This is a genomic window from Pseudomonas sp. PI1 (assembly GCF_000812405.1).
Lineage (GTDB): Bacteria > Pseudomonadota > Gammaproteobacteria > Pseudomonadales > Pseudomonadaceae > Pseudomonas > Pseudomonas citronellolis.
Window position 1 is genome coordinate 13206 of record NZ_JWMC01000016.1, and the last position, 16279, is coordinate 29484.

At 69.2% G+C, this 16279-nt stretch carries 15 protein-coding genes; 6 read left to right on the forward strand and 9 right to left on the reverse strand.

Going from position 1 to position 16279, the window contains the following annotated elements; all coding sequences use genetic code 11:
* Positions 1–108 precede the first annotated feature (108 nt).
* On the forward strand, positions 109–1086 hold the full coding sequence (locus RN02_RS07295; RefSeq protein WP_043313895.1) for a quinone oxidoreductase family protein: 978 nt from the start codon (positions 109–111) through the stop codon (positions 1084–1086).
* A 332-nt stretch (positions 1087–1418) separates the two neighbouring features.
* On the opposite strand, the gene RN02_RS07300 is transcribed toward RN02_RS07295, so the two are convergent.
* From RN02_RS07300 to RN02_RS07310, 3 genes are all read right to left on the reverse strand, one after another.
* Positions 1419–1976, reverse strand: a complete 558-nt coding sequence (locus RN02_RS07300) for an L-threonylcarbamoyladenylate synthase (RefSeq protein ID WP_043313897.1) — start codon at positions 1974–1976, stop codon at positions 1419–1421.
* A gap of 44 nt (positions 1977–2020) precedes the next feature.
* Positions 2021–3115, reverse strand: coding sequence for a DNA-processing protein DprA (gene dprA, locus RN02_RS07305; protein WP_043313899.1), 1095 nt, complete (start codon positions 3113–3115; stop codon positions 2021–2023).
* 139 nt (positions 3116–3254) lie between these two features.
* A complete protein-coding gene (locus RN02_RS07310; protein ID WP_009614488.1) occupies positions 3255–4280 on the reverse strand; it encodes a LysM peptidoglycan-binding domain-containing protein in 1026 nt (341 codons plus the stop codon).
* A 137-nt stretch (positions 4281–4417) separates the two neighbouring features.
* Here RN02_RS07310 and def point away from each other — a divergent pair, with 137 nt between their 5' ends.
* The 5 genes from def (at position 4418) to RN02_RS07335 (ending at position 9127) form a co-directional block, all read left to right on the forward strand.
* Entirely contained in the window at positions 4418–4924 is a 507-nt protein-coding gene (def, locus tag RN02_RS07315) for a peptide deformylase (RefSeq protein WP_009614487.1), read from the forward strand.
* A 58-nt stretch (positions 4925–4982) separates the two neighbouring features.
* Positions 4983–5927 carry a methionyl-tRNA formyltransferase gene (gene fmt, locus RN02_RS07320; RefSeq protein WP_043313901.1) on the forward strand — a complete coding sequence of 315 codons (945 nt, stop codon included), beginning with the start codon at positions 4983–4985 and terminating at the stop codon, positions 5925–5927.
* A complete protein-coding gene (rsmB, locus tag RN02_RS07325) occupies positions 5924–7234 on the forward strand; it encodes a 16S rRNA (cytosine(967)-C(5))-methyltransferase RsmB (protein ID WP_043313903.1) in 1311 nt (436 codons plus the stop codon). Before fmt ends, rsmB begins: the two co-directional genes overlap by 4 nt.
* Before the next feature lie 24 nt (positions 7235–7258).
* Positions 7259–8632 carry a Trk system potassium transporter TrkA gene (gene trkA, locus RN02_RS07330; RefSeq protein WP_009614484.1) on the forward strand — a complete coding sequence of 458 codons (1374 nt, stop codon included), beginning with the start codon at positions 7259–7261 and terminating at the stop codon, positions 8630–8632.
* Between the two features lie 171 nt (positions 8633–8803).
* Positions 8804–9127, forward strand: a complete 324-nt coding sequence (locus RN02_RS07335; protein ID WP_043313904.1) for a tetratricopeptide repeat protein — start codon at positions 8804–8806, stop codon at positions 9125–9127.
* 212 nt (positions 9128–9339) lie between these two features.
* On the opposite strand, the gene RN02_RS07340 is transcribed toward RN02_RS07335, so the two are convergent.
* The 6 genes from RN02_RS07340 to doeA form a co-directional block, all read right to left on the reverse strand.
* Positions 9340–10719, reverse strand: a complete 1380-nt coding sequence (locus RN02_RS07340) for an aspartate aminotransferase family protein (RefSeq protein ID WP_043313906.1) — start codon at positions 10717–10719, stop codon at positions 9340–9342.
* 13 nt (positions 10720–10732) lie between these two features.
* Complete coding sequence (locus RN02_RS07345; RefSeq protein WP_043313908.1) at positions 10733–12190, reverse strand: NAD-dependent succinate-semialdehyde dehydrogenase; 1458 nt, start codon at positions 12188–12190, stop codon at positions 10733–10735.
* Positions 12191–12321: 131 nt separating this feature from the next.
* The gene (locus RN02_RS07350) at positions 12322–12975 is read right to left on the reverse strand and encodes a 7-cyano-7-deazaguanine/7-aminomethyl-7-deazaguanine transporter (RefSeq protein WP_009614477.1); all 654 of its coding nucleotides are present in this window, start codon (positions 12973–12975) and stop codon (positions 12322–12324) included.
* A 439-nt stretch (positions 12976–13414) separates the two neighbouring features.
* Entirely contained in the window at positions 13415–13897 is a 483-nt protein-coding gene (locus tag RN02_RS07355; RefSeq protein WP_009614475.1) for an Lrp/AsnC family transcriptional regulator, read from the reverse strand.
* A gap of 28 nt (positions 13898–13925) precedes the next feature.
* Entirely contained in the window at positions 13926–14942 is a 1017-nt protein-coding gene (gene doeB, locus RN02_RS07360; RefSeq protein ID WP_043313910.1) for a N(2)-acetyl-L-2,4-diaminobutanoate deacetylase DoeB, read from the reverse strand.
* A 4-nt stretch (positions 14943–14946) separates the two neighbouring features.
* Positions 14947–16137, reverse strand: a complete 1191-nt coding sequence (doeA, locus tag RN02_RS07365) for an ectoine hydrolase DoeA (RefSeq protein ID WP_043313912.1) — start codon at positions 16135–16137, stop codon at positions 14947–14949.
* Positions 16138–16279 lie beyond the last annotated feature (142 nt).

A 16279-nucleotide genomic window follows, 5' to 3' on the forward strand; every position in this document is an offset into this window, starting at 1 on the left:
CCCGGCCGCCATGCCATGCTTGACGGCGGTCAACAAGGCGGCTTGGATGAAAGACTTTTCCCAACGCGGCGCCGGCCCCTCCGGCGCCGCCAGCAGCAGGAGATCGACATGGCCAAGCGCATCCAGTTCGCCCGCACCGGCGGCCCCGAAGTCCTCGAATACCTCGACTACACCCCCGCAGAACCAGGCCCGAAGGAAGTCCGCGTGCGCAACCGCGCCATCGGCCTGAACTTCATCGACAACTACTTCCGCAGCGGCCTCTATCCCGCCCCGGCGCTGCCCTCCGGGCTGGGCACCGAGGGCGCCGGCGAGGTGGAGGCGGTGGGCAGCGAGGTGAGCAACGTCAAGGTCGGCGACCGCGTCGGTTACGCCACCGGCCCGCTGGGCGCCTACAGCGAGTTGCACGTGCTGCCGGCGGCCAACGTGGTGAAACTGCCCGACGCCATCGATTTCGAGACCGCCGCCGCGGTGATGCTCAAGGGCCTGACCGTGCAGTACCTGCTGCGCCAGACCTACAACGCCCAGCCCGGCCAGACCGTGCTCTGGCACGCGGCGGCCGGCGGCGTGGGGCTGATCGCCTGCCAGTGGGCCAAGGCCCTGGGGGTGAAGCTGATCGGCACCGTCGGCTCGGCCGCCAAGGCGGAGCTGGCCAAGGCCCACGGCGCCTGGGCGACCATCGACTACAGCCAGGAAAACGTGGTGGAGCGCGTGCTGCAGCTCACCGACGGCAAGAAGTGCCCGGTGGTCTACGACTCGGTGGGCAAGGACACCTGGCCGATCTCCCTGGACTGCGCCGCCCCGCGCGGGCTGATCGTCAGCTTCGGCAACGCCTCGGGCCCGGTGGACGGCGTCAACCTGGGCATCCTGGCGCAGAAGGGCTCGCTGTTCGTCACCCGCCCGACGCTGTTCGGCTACGCCAACACCCCCGAGCGCCTGCAGGCGATGGCCGAGGACCTGTTCGGCATGCTCACCAGCGGCAAGATCAAGGTGGAGATCAACCAGCGCTACACCCTGGCCGACGCGGCCAAGGCGCAGACCGAACTGGCGGCGCGGCGGACCACCGGGTCGACCATTCTGTTGCCTTGAGGGAAAGGGCACGGCTTCTCGTAGGAGCGAGCTTGCTCGCGAACCGAGGTTGCCGGGGACAGCGGATGTTGGCATTCAGAGCACCCTCTCCCTAACCCTCTCCCGCAAGCGGGAGAGGGGACCGTTCGGTGTGCTCGGGGGGTTTTGGTGTTAGCCGGCTACCGCGAGGTTTTCGGCTGGCGCCATACCATTTCTCGGCACGGACAGCCCCCTCTCCCTTCAGGGAGAGGGTTGGGGAGAGGGAGTGGAGCCAAACTAAAACACCGAAGTCACAGCTGAGCACTGTTCGCGAGCAAGAGCTAGGCGCCCCCCTCGCTCCTACGAAGAGCCTCTCAGGCCGGGCGCACGGTCCGGCCGGTGACCAGGTCGCGGATCACGCTGGGGTTGCGCCGGCCGCCGAGCTTGCCGTCGAGCACGCCGTCCAGCTCGCCGCGGAAGTACTGCTCCACCCGCAGCCGCGAGCGCGCCGCCGGGCGCCCGGCGAGGTTGGCCGAGGTGGACACCAGCGGGCCGGTCAGCGCGCAGAGTTCGCGCACCAGCGGGTGTTCGCTGACGCGCAGGGCCACGCTGTCGTGCTGGCCGGTGATCCACTCCGGCAGGCGTCCCTGGTGCGGCACCAGCCAGGTGTTCGGGCCCGGCCAGGTGGCGCCCAGGCGGTCCTGCCATTCCTGCGGCAGGTCGGCGAGCAGGAAGTCGAACTGGCGGATGTTGTCGGCCACCAGGATCAGGCCCTTCTCCACCGGCCGCGCCTTGATGGCCAGCAGGCGGTAGACGGCATCCTCGTTCCAGGGGTCGCAGCCCAGGCCCCAGACGGCTTCGGTCGGGTAGGCGATGACGCCGCCCTCGCGCACTATCCTGGCCACACGCTGCACACGCCAGCTGCTGATCATCGGCAAACTCCGGGGAAATAACGATTGCGCGGCAGTTTACGTGCTCAGCCGCCGCGATGCACCCAGACGCCGGCCTCGCAGGCCACCTTGCCCTCCAGTTCCAGCTCGGTCAGCGCCGCCAGCACCTGCGGCAGCGCCCAGCCGCTGCCGGCGGCCAGCGCCTCGCTGCCCTGCGGGGCGGCGCGCAGCAGGTCCAGCAATGGGTGCGCCTGTGGCAGCGGGGCCGGTTCGCTGGCGGGTGCTTCGGCGGTCCAGCCGCTCAGGCCTTCGAGGATGTCGTCGATGCGCTCCACCAGGGTGGCGCCCTGGCGGATCAGCTCGTGGCAGCCGCGTGCGCCGGGATGGTGGATGGAACCGGGAATGGCATAGACCTCGCGGCCCTGCTCGGCGGCCAGCCGCGCGGTGATCAGCGAGCCGCTGGCCGGGCTGGCCTCCACCACCAGCACACCCAGGGACAGGCCGCTGATGATGCGGTTGCGCCGCGGGAAGTTGTCCGGCCGCGGCGGGCAGTCCAGCGGCAGTTCGGACAGCAGCGCGCCGCCGCCCTCGACGATGCGCCGCGCCAGCCCCAGGTGCCGACGCGGGTACAGGCATTGCAGGCCAGTGCCGAGCACCGCCAGGGTGACGCCACCGGCCTCCAACGCGCCTTCGTGGGCGGCGCCGTCGATGCCCAAAGCCAGCCCGCTGGTGATGGCGAAGCCGCCGCCGGCCAGGCTGCGGGCGAAGGCGCGGGCGGTGTCCAGCCCAGGGCGGCTGGCGCGGCGGCTGCCGACCACCGCCAGTTGCGGCCGGCCCAGGGCCGCGCGGGCGCCCTCGACGAACAGCAGCGGCGGCGCATCGCTCAGCTCCGCCAGCAGCGCGGGGTAGTCCTCGGCGTCCCACATCAGCAGGTGCCGCTCGGGCCCTTCCAGCCAGCGCAGAGCCTCGGCCGCTGCCTGGCGTGTCGTTTCGCTGCGCCGCGCCTCGGCGCTGGCCGCCGGCAGCCCGAGGGAACGCCAGGCCGCGGCGGGCGCGCTGAGGGCGGCGGAGGCGCTGCCGAAGGCCGCCAGCAGGGCGGCGAAGCGCCGCGGCCCCAGTTCGGGCAGGGCGTGCAGGCGCAGGCGGGCTTCCAGTTCGGCGGGGGAGGGTTGGCGGGGCATGACGGCAGTCCTTGGCGCGTTGGCGGGAACCCCGACTATGCCGCGTCCGCCGGCTGACGCCTGCCGGACGCTTCGGAAGATACGGCCGGCAGAAACGAAGAACCCCGCCGTGGCGGGGTTCTTCATACAGGCGCGCCGATCAGGGATTGCGCACCTTGTCCTGCACTTCCAGCGAACGGTTGGCGGTAAGCACCAGGCCGTAGCTGAGACGGTTGTAGGTACGGAAGATCATCACCAGCCCGGAGCGCTCGTCAGGGATCTTCACCAGATCACCGCTGACGCGGTCGCGCACCGTCTCGCCGAGCTTGTAGATGGCCAGCACGTTGCCCTCCTCCAGACCATCGCGGCTGCCCTTGTCGATGGTCACCACGTCGTACTTGCCGATCTGGGTGACGCCGCGCGGCACGTCGATGATGCTGCCCTTGATCGGCGTCTTCGGCTCGCTGGGCATGAAGATCGAGGTCACCGCGCGTTCCTCGGTGGGGAACAGGCGGTCGCCCGGCCGCACTTCCTGGGTGGTGCGCGTCAGGTTGAGGGTGGCGATGTCGTCTTCCTTGGCGATCACCCGGGCGCTGCCGACGTCCATGGCGTCGACGCCGAGGACTTCCTTGGTGTCCGGGTCGGAGTAGATCTTGCCCTGGCGGAAGATGCCGTAGCTGCCTTCCTCGGCCAGGGAGTCGCCGCGGGCGTAGGCGCGGTCGCCGGCGCCGCTGACCACGCGCTCGGCATCGCCGGCGACCATGTAGGGGGCGTTGCTGAAGTCACCCTCGCTGTCGACGATGCGGTTGGACAGCAGGAAGGCGTTGATCTTGTCCAGCGGGATGGTCGGCACCGCCTCGGCCATGGGCGTGCTGCGCACCTTGGGCGACAGCTTGATGGTGCCGTGGGAGGCGCCGCGGTTGAGCACCAGGCGCGGCTGGCCGTCGATGTACACCAGGCTGAGGACGTCGCCGGGGTAGATCAGGTGCGGGTTGCGAATCTGCGGATTCACCTGCCAGATCTCCGGCCACTTCCAGGGCTTGCTCAGGAACTTGCCGGAGATGTCCCAGAGGGTGTCGCCCTTGACCACCGTATAGCGGTCCGGGTGGCCGTCCCTGAGTTCCACGGCACCCTGCGCCATGCTTCCTGCCGCCAGCAGCAGCACGGCGAGTAGTGTTTTCCTCATGCGGTGAATCCCTTTATTATGTATACACATGAAACGCCGGAAAGCCGCCCCTACCGGGCCTTCCAGGGTTTTTCGATGCTGCTCGGCATATTAGCAGCCGATTTTTACTTTATTCCACAAGTGCATCACAAACGCATATGGCCATTCTGAACATCCTCGAATTCCCCGATCCGCGCCTGCGCACGATCGCCAAGCCTGTCGAGGTGGTCGACGATAGCGTGCGCCAACTGGTCGACGACATGTTCGAAACCATGTACGAGGCGCCCGGCATCGGCCTGGCCGCCACCCAGGTGAACGTACACAAGCGCGTGGTGGTGATGGACCTGTCCGAGGACAAGTCCGAGCCGCGCGTGTTCATCAACCCGGAACTGGAGCCGCTCACGCAAGAGATGGGCGAATACCAGGAGGGTTGCCTGTCGGTGCCCGGCTTCTACGAGAACGTCGACCGCCCGCTGCGGGTGCGCGTCAAGGCGCTGGACCGCGACGGCAAGGCCTTCGAGGAAATCGCCGAGGGCCTGCTGGCGGTGTGCATCCAGCATGAGTGCGACCACCTGAACGGCAAGCTGTTCGTCGACTACCTGTCCAACCTCAAGCGCGACCGGATCAAGAAGAAGCTGGAAAAGCAGCACCGCCAGCGCGCCTGACACCCTCCTCCCCAAAGGCTTGCCCCGGCAAGCCTTTTTTCTTTAAGCGAGCCTACGCATGAGCCAAGCATTGCGCATCGTCTTCGCCGGGACCCCGGAATTCGCCGCCGAGCACCTCAAGGCCCTGCTCGATACGCCGCACCAGATCGTCGCCGTCTACACCCAGCCGGACCGCCCGGCCGGCCGCGGCCAGAAGCTGATGCCCAGCCCGGTCAAGCAGCTCGCCGCGCAGCACGGCCTGCCGGTGCTGCAGCCGCCGACCCTGCGCAATCCCGAAGCCCAGGCCGAGTTGGCCGCGCTGCAGCCGGACCTGATGGTGGTGGTCGCCTATGGCCTGATCCTGCCCCAGGCGGTGCTGGACATCCCGCGCCTGGGCTGCATCAACAGCCATGCCTCGCTGCTGCCGCGCTGGCGTGGCGCCGCGCCGATCCAGCGCGCTGTGCAGGCCGGCGATGCGGAAAGCGGCGTAACCGTGATGCAGATGGAAGCGGGCCTGGACACCGGGCCGATGCTGCTCAAGGTAAGCACGCCGATTTCCGCCGAAGACACCGGCGGCAGCCTGCACGACCGCCTGGCGCGCCTGGGCCCGCCGGCGGTGGTCGAGGCCATCGCCGGCCTGGCCGCCGGTACGCTCAAGGGCGAGGTGCAGGACGACGCCCTGGCCACCTACGCGCACAAGCTCAGCAAGGACGAGGCGAAGCTCGACTGGAGCCGCCCCTCCGTGGAACTGGAGCGCGCCGTGCGCGCCTTCGATCCCTGGCCGGTGTGCCACACCACCCTGAACGGCGAGCCGCTGAAGGTCTGGGCCGCGCGCCTGGGCGAGGGCAGGGGCGAGCCGGGGAAAATCCTCGGCGCCAGCCGTGACGGCCTGCTGGTGGGCTGCGGCGAAGGCAGCCTGCTGCTGACCCGCGTGCAGCTGCCCGGCGGCAAGCCGCTGGCCTTCGCCGACCTGTTCAACAGCCGCCGCGAGCAGTTCGCCACCGGCCTGGTGCTCGGCCAATGAGCCTCAGCCCCCGCCTCGCCGCGGCCCGCGCGCTGGCCGCCGTGCTCGCCGGCCGCGCCTCGCTGGGCAGCTCGCTGCCGCCGCAGCTGGAGCTGGTGGCCCCGCGCGACCGCGGCCTGACCCAGGAACTGGCCTTCGGCGCCGCGCGCTGGCAGCCGCGCCTGGCGGCCCTGGCCGCGCGCCTGCTGCAGAAGCCGTTCAAGGCCGGCGACCGCGACGTCGAGGCGCTGCTGCTGGTCGGCCTGTACCAGCTGCTCTACACCCGCATTCCGCCCCACGCGGCCATCGGCGAGACCGTCGGCTGCGCCGACAAGCTGAAGAAGTCCTGGGCCAAGGGCCTGCTCAACGCCGTGCTGCGCCGCGCCCAGCGCGAGGGCGAAGTGCTGCTGGCCGACGTCGACCGCGACCCGGCCGCGCGCCTGGCCCACCCGCGCTGGCTGCAGAAGGCGCTGAAGCAGGCCTGGCCGGAGCAGTTCGAAGCCGTTTGCGCGGCGAACAACGCCCACCCGCCGATGACCCTGCGGGTGAACCGCCGCCAGGGCAGCCGTGACGCCTACCTGGCCGAACTGCAGGCCGCCGGCATCGAGGCCGCGCCCTGCGCCTACAGCCGCGACGGCATCCAGCTGGCCCAGCCCTGCGACGTGCGCGAGCTGCCGGGCTTCGCCGAAGGCCGCGTGAGCGTGCAGGACGAGGCCGCGCAACTGGCCGCCGACCTGCTCGAACTCGTCCCCGGCCAGCGCGTGCTCGACGCCTGCTGCGCCCCCGGCGGCAAGACCTGCCACCTGCTGGAGGCCGAACCGGGCCTGGCCGGCGTGCTGGGCGTGGACCTGGAAGAAAGTCGCCTGGTGCGCGTGCGCGAGAACCTGCAGCGCCTGCGGCTAGATGCCACGCTGGTCGCCGCCGACGGTCGCGATACCGTCGCCTGGTGGGACGGCAAGCCGTTCCAGCGCATCCTGCTGGACGCGCCCTGCTCGGCCACCGGGGTGATCCGCCGGCACCCGGACATCAAGCTGACCCGCGCCGCCGAGGACATCCCGGCCCTGGCGCAGTTGCAGGGCGAGCTGCTCGACGCGCTGTGGCCAACCCTGGAAGTCGGCGGCATCCTGCTCTACGCCACCTGTTCGGTGATGCCCCAGGAGAACCGCGAATCCATCGCCGCCTTCCTCGCCCGCACCCCCGGTGCCCGCGAGCTGGACCTGGCCGGGCCCTGGGGCCTGAAGCAGGCCCACGGGCGCCAGCTGCTGCCGCAAGAGGGCGGGCACGACGGTTTCTACTATGCCAAGCTCATCAAGATCTCAGCCCGCTAGCACTGCACGGACGAGCGCGACCCCATGAAGATCATCATCCTCGGCGCCGGCCAGGTCGGCGGCACCCTGGCCGAGCACCTGGCCAGCGAAGCCAACGACATCACCGTGGTCGACACCGACGCCCAGCGCCTGCGCGACCTCAACGACCGCCTGGACATCCGCACCGTGCACGGCAAGGCCTCGTTCCCCACCGTGCTGCGCCAGGCCGGCGCCGACGACGCCGACATGCTGGTGGCGGTGACCAACAGCGACGAGGTGAACATGGTCGCCTGCCAGGTGGCCTACACCCTGTTCAACACGCCGACGCGCATCGCCCGGGTGCGCGAGGCGGCCTACCTGACGCGCACCGGCCTGTTCGACAACGAGGCCATCCCGGTGGACGTGCTGATCAGCCCCGAGCAGGTGGTGACCAACTACATCAAGCGCCTGGTGGAATACCCCGGCTCCTTGCAGGTGATCGACTTCGCCGAGGGCAAGGCCCAGCTGGTGGGCATCAAGGCCCACTACGGCGGCCCGCTGGTGGGCCAGGAGTTGCGTCAGCTGCGCGAGCACATGCCCAACGCGGACACCCGCGTGGCGGCGATCTACCGGCGCAACCGGCCGATCATCCCCCAGGGCGACACCGTCATCGAGGCCGACGACGAGGTGTTCTTCATCGCCGCCAAGGCCCACATCCGCGCGGTGATGGGCGAGATGCGCCGGCTGGAGGAGAACTACAAGCGGATCATCATCGCCGGCGGCGGCAACATCGGTGAGCGCCTGGCCGAGGCCATCGAGAACCGCTACCAGGTGAAGATCATCGAGATGAACCCGGCGCGCTGCCGGCACCTGTCGGACAACCTCGACAGCACCATCGTGCTCCAGGGCAGCGCCTCGGACCGCGACCTGCTGCTGGAAGAGAACATCAACGAGACCGACCTGTTCCTGGCCCTGACCAACGACGACGAGGCCAACATCATGTCCTCGCTGCTGGCCAAGCGCCTGGGCGCGCGCAAGGTGATGACGCTGATCAACAACCCGGCCTACGTCGACCTGGTGCAGGGCGGCGAGATCGACATCGCCATCAGCCCGCAGCTGGCCACCATCGGCACCCTGCTGACCCACGTGCGCCGCGGCGACATCGAGAGCGTGCACTCGCTGCGCCGCGGCGCGGCCGAGGCCATCGAGGTGGTGGCCCACGGCGACGCCAAGTCGAGCAAGGTGATCGGCAAGCGCATCGGCGAGGTGCACCTGCCGCCGGGCACCACCATAGGCGCGGTGATCCGCGACGAGGAAGTGCTGATCGCCCACGGCGACACCGTGGTGGAATCCGGCGACCACGTGATCCTCTTCGTGGTCGACAAGAAACGCATCCGTGACGTCGAGCGGCTGTTCCAGGCCGGTCTGACGTTCTTCTAGGCTGTAGGCTGTAGGCTGTAGGCTGTAGGCTGTAGGCTGTAGGCTGTAGGCTGTAGGCTGTAGGCTGTAGGCAAGAGCTTGACATACCACGACGGCACCGCATTCTGTTCGCTTCCAGCTTCCAGCTTCCAGCTTCCAGCTTCCAGCCCCCAGCCCCCAGCCCCCAGCCCTATGACCGACCCTCAATCCCTCGAAAAACTTCTCGCCAAAGGCATGGACAACCCGCTGCTGCGCTTCGGCCTGGGCAAGGGCTACCTGGACGCCGGCGATGCGGCGAAGGCCGCCGAACACTTGCGCCGCTGCGTGGAGCAGGACCCGAAGTATTCCGCCGCCTGGAAGCTGCTGGGCAAGGCCCTGCAGGCCCAGGGCGATGCCGAAGGCGCCCGCGCCGCCTGGACCGACGGCCTGGCCGCGGCCCAGGCCCATGGCGACAAGCAGGCGGAGAAGGAAATGACCGTGTTCCTGCGCAAGCTGGACAAGGCCAAGGGCGGCTGAATCCGCGACACCTTGTAGGAGCGGGCCCTGCCCGCGATTCGCGCGCAGGGCGCGCTCCTACAGGTGCAGACGAGACGCCGTTGTAGGATGGGTTGAGCGAAGCGATACCCATCACCCCCGCCCGATGGGTTTCGCAAGCTCAACCCATCCTACGAAAAGCAGCTGAGCGTAGGGCGTACAACCGTTCGCGGTTGTACGCCATTGCCATGACCTCAAAGCACCTCCACCGCCACCGCATCCACCGCGGCCTTGGCGATGCCCACCACCTCGTCCGCCTCGGCGCGGCTCAGCACCAGCGGCGGGGCGAAGCCGAGGATGTCGCCGTGGGGCATGGCGCGGGCGATCATGCCGCGCTCCAGGCACGCCGCCGAGACCTTCGGGCCCACCTTCAGCGCCGGATCGAAGGGCGTGCGCGCCTCGCGGTCGGCCATGAACTCCAGCGCCGCCAGCATGCCGTCGCCGCGCACCTCGCCCACCAGCGGGTGGCCTTCGAAGGCCTGGCGCAGCTGCTGGTTGAGGTAGCCGCCGACGTCCGCCGCGTTGGCGGTGATGTTCTCGCGCTCGAGGATGTCCAGGTTGGCCAGCGCCGCCGCCGCGCAGATCGGGTGGCCGGAATAGGTCCAGCCGTGGCCCATGGCGCCCTCGCGGGTAGAGGCGCTGTCGATCACGTCCCAGACCTTCTCGCCGACGATCACCGCGGACAGCGGCGCATAGGCGCTGGTCAGGCCCTTGGCGGTGGTGATCAGGTCCGGGCGCATGGCATGGCGCTGGCTGCCCATCTTGTCGCCGAGGCGGCCGAAGGCGCAGACCACCTCGTCGGCGATCAGCAGCACGTCGTACTTCGCCAGCACCGCCTGGATCGCCTCCCAGTAGCCCTTGGGCGGGACGATGATGCCGCCGGTGCCCATCACCGGCTCGCCGATGAAGGCCGCCACGGTGTCCGGGCCCTCGGCGAGGATCAGGTTCTCCAGCTCCTGGGCGCAGTGGCGCACGAAGGCCGCCTCGTCCATGCCCGCCGGGGCCTTGTAGAAGTGCGGGCAGAGGGTGTGTTTGACGCCTTCCACCGGCAGGTCGAAGTGCTGGTGGAAGCTGGCCAGTCCGGTGAGGCTGCCGGTGACGATGCCCGAGCCGTGGTAGCCGCGCTGGCGCGAGATGATCTTCTTCTTCTGCGGGCGACCCAGCACGTTGTTGTAGTAGCGCACCAGCTTGACCTGGGTTTCGTTGGCGTCGGAGCCGGAGAGGCCGTAGTAGACCTTCTTCATGCCCGCCGGCGCCCAGTCGCGGATGATCCGCGCGGACAGCTCGATGATCGCCTCGGACGCGTGGCCGACGTAGGTGTGGTAGTAGGCCAGCTGCTTGGCCTGCTCATGGATGGCGTCGGCCACCTCGGTACGGCCGTAGCCGATGTTCACGCAGTACAGCCCGGCGAAGGCGTCCAGCAGCTCGCGGCCCTGGTGGTCGCGGATGCGCACGCCCGAGGCGCCGGTGATGATGCGCCCGGGCAGGGCGCCGCTGGCGTGGTCGTGGGCGTGGGTGGAGGGGTGCATGAAGTGCGCACGGTCCTGTTCGAACAGCTTGGCGTAGTCGGTCATGGCGGTGTTCTCCTCAGATGGCGCCGTGGTGCAGGCAGAAGTACTTGGTCTCGACGAAGGGCTCGAAGCCCTCGCTGCCGCCCTCGCGGCCCAGGCCCGAGGCCTTCATGCCGCCGAAGGGGATGGGGTGGCCGGTGAACCTGGCGCCGTTCACCGCGACCATGGCGAACTCCAGGCGGCGCATCAGCGGCCACACCTGGTCGAGGCGCTGCCCACAAATGTAGGCGGCCAGGCCGTATTCGCTATCGTTGGCCAGTTCGACGGCCTGCTCCAGGTCGTCGTAGGCCATCACCCCGGCGATGGGCGCGAAGTTCTCCTCGCGCCAGATGCGCATGGCCGGGGTGACGTCGGCCAGCAGCGTCGGCTGGTGGAACCAGCCGCCCAGGGCATGGGGTTCGCCGCCGGCCAGCAGGCGCGCGCCTTGGTCGATGGCATCGCGCACGCGCTCGCAGGTGGCGTCGAAGGCCGCCTGGTGCATCAGCGGGCCGATGTCGCTGCGCGGGTCGCTGGCCGGGCCCACGCGCAGTTCGCGCACGGCGGCGGCGAAGCGCTTGAGGAAGGGCTCGTAGAGTTCGCGGGCGACCAGCAGGCGGTTGGCCGCGCAGCAGTCCTGGCCGGAGGTCTGGAACTTGGCGTCGATGGCGAATTTCACCGCCTGCTCCAGGTCGGCGTCGGGCAGCACGATGAAGGGCGCGTTGCCGCCCAGCTCCAGCGCCACCTTCTTCACGTCCTGGGCGGCGGCCTGCAGCACCAGCTTGCCGACGCGGGTCGAGCCGGTGAAGCTCACTGCGCGCACGCGGCTGTCCTGCACCAGGGTTTCCATGGTCATCTGCGGTTCGCCCAGCACCACGTTGAAGGCGCCGGCGGGCAGCCCGGCCTCCTCGGCCAGCTGGGCCAGGGCGAAGGCCGAGTAGGGCGTCTCGTGGGCCGGCTTGACCACCACCGTGCAGCCGGCGGCCAGGGCGGCGGCGGCCTTGCGGGTGATCATCGCCGAGGGGAAGTTCCAGGGGGTCAACAACACGGCCACGCCCACCGGCTCCATCACCGTGCCCAGGTGGGCGCCGGGGATGTGGCTGGGGATGTTGCGGCCGTCCAGGCGCCGGGCCTGTTCGGCGAACCAGGGGATGAAGCTGGCGGCGTAGTCGATCTCGCCGCGGGCCTCGGCCAGGGGCTTGCCCTGTTCCAGGGAAAGGATCTGCGCCAGGTCCTCGCGGTGCTGGCGGATCAGCTCGGCCCAACGCAGCAGGGGCGCGGCGCGCCGGTCCAGGGACAACTTGCGCCAGGCCGGGAAGGCCGCGGCGGCGGCATCCACCGCGGCGACTATCTGCTCGCGCTCGAGCAGCGGCACGTGGCCGATGATTTCGCGGTTGGCCGGGTTCTCCACGGCGATGCTGGCGCCGCTGGCGCTGTGCAGCCACTGGCCGTTGACGTAGCACAGCGACTTGAAGAGCAGGGGATGGGCGTAGGACATGACGGCGTCTCCTTGCAGGTGGCATGGGGACCATCCTAGGGGGAGCGCCGTGGCGGTTTTTTCCTAAGGGCGGGGCGGCGGCGGCAATTCTTTCCGCAGATGCGCCGCCGGCTTCGGGTTTTTCGCCCGCCTCAGCAGGCGCTGGCGGAGCGCCGGCCCAGTCCCTGGAGAATGGCGCGCAGCAGCACGCCGTAGAGCGGCACGAAGAGGATCAGCATGACCGCCAGCTTGACGCCGTAGTCCACCGTGGCGATCTCCACCCAGTGCTGCGCCATGAAGGGGTTGTCGCTGCGCCAGAAGGCGATGGAGAAGAAGGCGAAGGTGTCCAGCAGGTTGCCGAACAGCGTCGACACCACCGGGGCGATCCACCACTGGCGCAGCCGGCGCAGGCGGTCGAACACCTGGATGTCGAGGAACTGGCCGAGCACGTAGGCCAGGAAGCTGGCCAGGGCGATGCGCGCGACGAAGGTGTTGAACTCGCCCAGCGCGGCGAAGCCGCGGTAGCCGCCATCCTGGAACAGCACCGAGACCCCGTAGGAAGCCAGCAGCGCCGGCAGCATCACCCGGGCGATGACGCGCCGCGCCGGGCTCTTGCCGAGCAGGCGCACGGTGAGGTCGGTGGCCAGGAAGATGAACGGGAAGCTGAACGCGCCCCAGGTGGTCTGCCAGCCGAACAGGGTCATGGGCAGTTGCACCAGGTAGTTGCTGGCGATGATGACGAGGAGGTGGAAGACGACCAGGCCGGCCAAAGCGCCGCGCCGAGCCGCCGGGGAAAGCGCCGACATGCTGGATCCTTTTTCGTCGATGGGGTGAGGGAACCCATGCCCGGCCCTGTGCCGAGCGGGGCGCATTCTATAGGAGATTGAACCTGGAGTCAGGTTTTTTTGGGTGTTTTTTGTGCAGTGGGGGGGTGTTGTAGGGGCGGGCTTGCTTGCGAATGGAGTTTTGCCGGGAGTCGTGGGTGCTGGGATTGAGAGCGCCCTCTCCCTAACCCTCTCCCTGAAGGGAGAGGGGACCGTTCGGAGTGCGTGGGTATTCCTGAGTTAGTCGGCAGCGCCAGTGGTTTCCGGCTGAAATCATTACTTCTCTCGGCACGGACAAGCCCCCTCTCCCTTCAGGGAGAGGGTTGGGGAGAGGGGGCGGAGCCAAGCCATTATACCGAAGCCACCGGTAGGCGCCCGTTCGCGAGCAAGCTCGCTCCTACGAAAAGAAAACAGCGCGGCATCAGGCGCCTTCCAGCGCCTCCGCCGGCACCGCCGCATCCAACGTCTTGATCACCTTGGTAACGATGTAGGTGAAATACCGCTCGATCCCCAGGTCCTCCAGCAGCAACTGGTCGATGAAGCGCTGGTAATGGTCGATGTCCCGGGCCTGGATCATCGCGATGTAGTCCACCCCGCCGCCGGTGGCGTAGCAGAAGCCCACTTCCGGCGCCTGCTGCAGGCGCTGTTCGAAGCGGCGCATGTCCTGGGCCGTGTGCCGGCCCAGGGTGATTTCCACCAGCACCTGCTGCTGGCGGAACAATGCCGGCCAGTCGATCTGCGCGCGGTAGCCCTTGATCAGGCCGGCCTCCTCCAGCTTGCGCACGCGCTCCCAGGCCGGGCTGACCGAGAGGTTGATGGCCTCGGCCAGGCTGGACTTGGTGATGCGCCCGTCACCGGCGAGGATGCGCAGGATCTTCAGGTCGTAGCGGTCGAGCTTGGTCATCGCCACCTCCGGCGCCGTGGCGCGCGCATCAGTCCAGCACCTCGGCGACCACCACCAGGGTGTCGCCGCTCTGTACCAGGCCGGGGAAGTGCCGCGCGGCGAGGATGCCGCTGCGCCTGGCGCGGTACTCCACCGGCGCGGCGCCGGTGCGCAGCAGGTCGTGCACCCGCGCCAGCACCTCGCCGCGCTCCACGCGCTCGCCCAGGTCGCGGCACATCTCCAGCAGGCCGTTGTGTTCGCTGGCGACGAAGCAGTCGCCGTCGGGCATGTCGAGCATCACCGAAGGCGCCTGCTCGACCTCGCCGCGCAGGATGCCGGCCTGCACCAGCACGTTGCGCACGCCGCGGCGGGCGATGGCCACGCTGCGCGCGGTGCTGCTGCCGCCGCCGCCCAGTTCGGTGGTGACGAACAGCTTGCCCTGTTCCTCGGCGGCGCTGTCGTACATGCCCACCGCGTCCAGCTCCAGCATGCGCATGGCGTAGGGCGCGGAAAACGCCCGCATCAGCGCCTCGCAGCCTTCCTGCTGGGCCTTGTCCGGCAGCACGTGGCAGGCGGCGAAGGGCAGGAAGTCGAGGGTGCGGCCGCCGGAGTGGATGTCCAGCACCACGTCGGCCAGCGGCAGCAGGGTGCGCTGGAAGTAGTCGGCGATCTTCTGCGTCACCGTGCCATCCGGACGGCCGGGGAAGCTGCGGTTGAGGTTGCCGGCGTCGATCGGCGAGGTGCGCTTGCCGGCGAGGAAGGCCGGGGTGTTCATGAAGGGCACGATGATCACCCGGCCGCGGATGTCCTCGGCGCGCAGTTCCTGGGCCAGGCGGCTGAGCGCCACCGGGCCTTCGTACTCGTCGCCGTGGTTGCCGCCGGTGAGCAGCGCGGTGGGGCCCGCGCCGTTCTTCACCACGCAGACGGGGATCATCACCGCGCCCCAGGCCGAGTCGTCGCGGGAGTAGGGCAGCTTGAGGTGGCCGTGCTGCACGCCGTCGCGCTCGAAGTCGACGCTGGCGGCGATGGGGTTGTCGCGCAGCCCTTTATCCAGTGGCAGTGTCATCGCCTCACTCCTTGACGAACAGTTGGCGCGGGTAGTCGCAGAGGGTCTGCACGCCGCCGTCGGTGATCAGGATGCTTTCGGTGATCTCCAGGCCCCAGTCGTCCATCCACAGGCCGGGCATGAAGTGGAAGGTCATGCCCGGTTGCAGCACGCTCTCGTCGCTGGGGCGCAGGCTCATGGTGCGTTCGCCCCAGTCCGGCGGGTAGCTGATGCCGATGGGGTAGCCGCAGCGGCTGTCCTTGTGGATGCCGAACTTCTGCAGCACGCCGAAGAAGGCACGGGCGATGTCGCCGGTGGTGTTGCCCGGCTTGGCTGCCTCCAGCCCGGCGGCGATGCCTTCGACCACGGCCTTTTCCGCGTCGAGGAAGTGCTGTGGCGGCTTGCCCAGGTAGACGGTGCGCGACAGCGGGCAGTGGTAGCGCTTGTAGCAGCCGGCGATCTCGAAGAAGGTGCCGGCGCCGCGCTGGAAGGGCGTGTCGTCCCAGGTCAGGTGCGGCGCGCTGGCGTCGGCGCCGGTGGGCAGCAGCGGGACGATGGCCGGGTAGTCGCCGCCGTGGCCGTCGGCGCCGAGGATGCCGGTGCTGTAGATCTCCGCCACCAGTTCGTTCTTGCGCATGCCCGGCTCGATGCGTTCGAGGATGTGCGCGTGCATCTTCTCGACGATGCGCGCGGCGATGCGCATGTATTCGATCTCGCGCGGGGATTTCACCGCGCGCTGCCAGTTGACCAGCGCGGTGGCGTCGACGAAGCGCGCCTGCGGCAGGTGGGCCTGCAGCGAGCGGAAGGCGGCGGCGCTGAAGTAGTAGTTGTCCATCTCCACGCCGATGGCCAGCGCTTCCCAGCCCCGCGCGGCGATGACCTCGCGGGCCAGGTAGTCCATCGGGTGGCGCTCGGTGGACTGCACGTAGTGGTCGGGGTAGCCGACGATGTTGTCGGCCTGCATGAACACGGTGCGCCGCGCGCCGTTGGCGTCCTGGCCGCGGCCGAACCACACCGGCTCGCCGTCCAGCGCCAGCAGCACGCACTGGTGCACGTAGAAGGACCAGCCATCGTAGCCGGTGAGCCAGGCCATGTTCGACGGGTCGCTGACCAGCAGCAGCTCGATGCCGCGCTGCTGCATGCTGGCGCGGACCTTGGCCAGGCGCTGGGCGTATTCCTCCCGCGCGAAGGGGAGGTTGACGACGATTTCGGGCATGCGGAAATCCTCTGGGTGAAGTCATTGTCGGGCCCTCTCCGGAGAGCCCATGCCTGTGTTTCCCCCTCACCCCAGCCCTCTCCCGGAGGGAGAGGGGGCAGTCCGAGCCGGCTGACGCCATGGCTTCATCCTGCACCGAAGG

What these genes read in the sequence shown, in the direction of transcription:
- fmt (WP_043313901.1), top strand. Translation starts at nt 4,983, where the DNA reads ATGAGCCAAGCATTGCGCATCGTCTTCGCCGGGACCCCGGAATTCGCC.
- RN02_RS07355 (WP_009614475.1), bottom strand. Translation starts at nt 13,897, where the DNA reads ATGACCAAGCTCGACCGCTACGACCTGAAGATCCTGCGCATCCTCGCC.
- doeB (WP_043313910.1), bottom strand. Translation starts at nt 14,942, where the DNA reads ATGACACTGCCACTGGATAAAGGGCTGCGCGACAACCCCATCGCCGCC.
- RN02_RS07335 (WP_043313904.1), top strand. Translation starts at nt 8,804, where the DNA reads ATGACCGACCCTCAATCCCTCGAAAAACTTCTCGCCAAAGGCATGGAC.
- RN02_RS07345 (WP_043313908.1), bottom strand. Translation starts at nt 12,190, where the DNA reads ATGTCCTACGCCCATCCCCTGCTCTTCAAGTCGCTGTGCTACGTCAAC.
- RN02_RS07350 (WP_009614477.1), bottom strand. Translation starts at nt 12,975, where the DNA reads ATGTCGGCGCTTTCCCCGGCGGCTCGGCGCGGCGCTTTGGCCGGCCTG.
- RN02_RS07310 (WP_009614488.1), bottom strand. Translation starts at nt 4,280, where the DNA reads ATGAGGAAAACACTACTCGCCGTGCTGCTGCTGGCGGCAGGAAGCATG.
- def (WP_009614487.1), top strand. Translation starts at nt 4,418, where the DNA reads ATGGCCATTCTGAACATCCTCGAATTCCCCGATCCGCGCCTGCGCACG.
- doeA (WP_043313912.1), bottom strand. Translation starts at nt 16,137, where the DNA reads ATGCCCGAAATCGTCGTCAACCTCCCCTTCGCGCGGGAGGAATACGCC.
- RN02_RS07300 (WP_043313897.1), bottom strand. Translation starts at nt 1,976, where the DNA reads ATGATCAGCAGCTGGCGTGTGCAGCGTGTGGCCAGGATAGTGCGCGAG.
- rsmB (WP_043313903.1), top strand. Translation starts at nt 5,924, where the DNA reads ATGAGCCTCAGCCCCCGCCTCGCCGCGGCCCGCGCGCTGGCCGCCGTG.
- trkA (WP_009614484.1), top strand. Translation starts at nt 7,259, where the DNA reads ATGAAGATCATCATCCTCGGCGCCGGCCAGGTCGGCGGCACCCTGGCC.
- RN02_RS07340 (WP_043313906.1), bottom strand. Translation starts at nt 10,719, where the DNA reads ATGACCGACTACGCCAAGCTGTTCGAACAGGACCGTGCGCACTTCATG.
- RN02_RS07295 (WP_043313895.1), top strand. Translation starts at nt 109, where the DNA reads ATGGCCAAGCGCATCCAGTTCGCCCGCACCGGCGGCCCCGAAGTCCTC.
- dprA (WP_043313899.1), bottom strand. Translation starts at nt 3,115, where the DNA reads ATGCCCCGCCAACCCTCCCCCGCCGAACTGGAAGCCCGCCTGCGCCTG.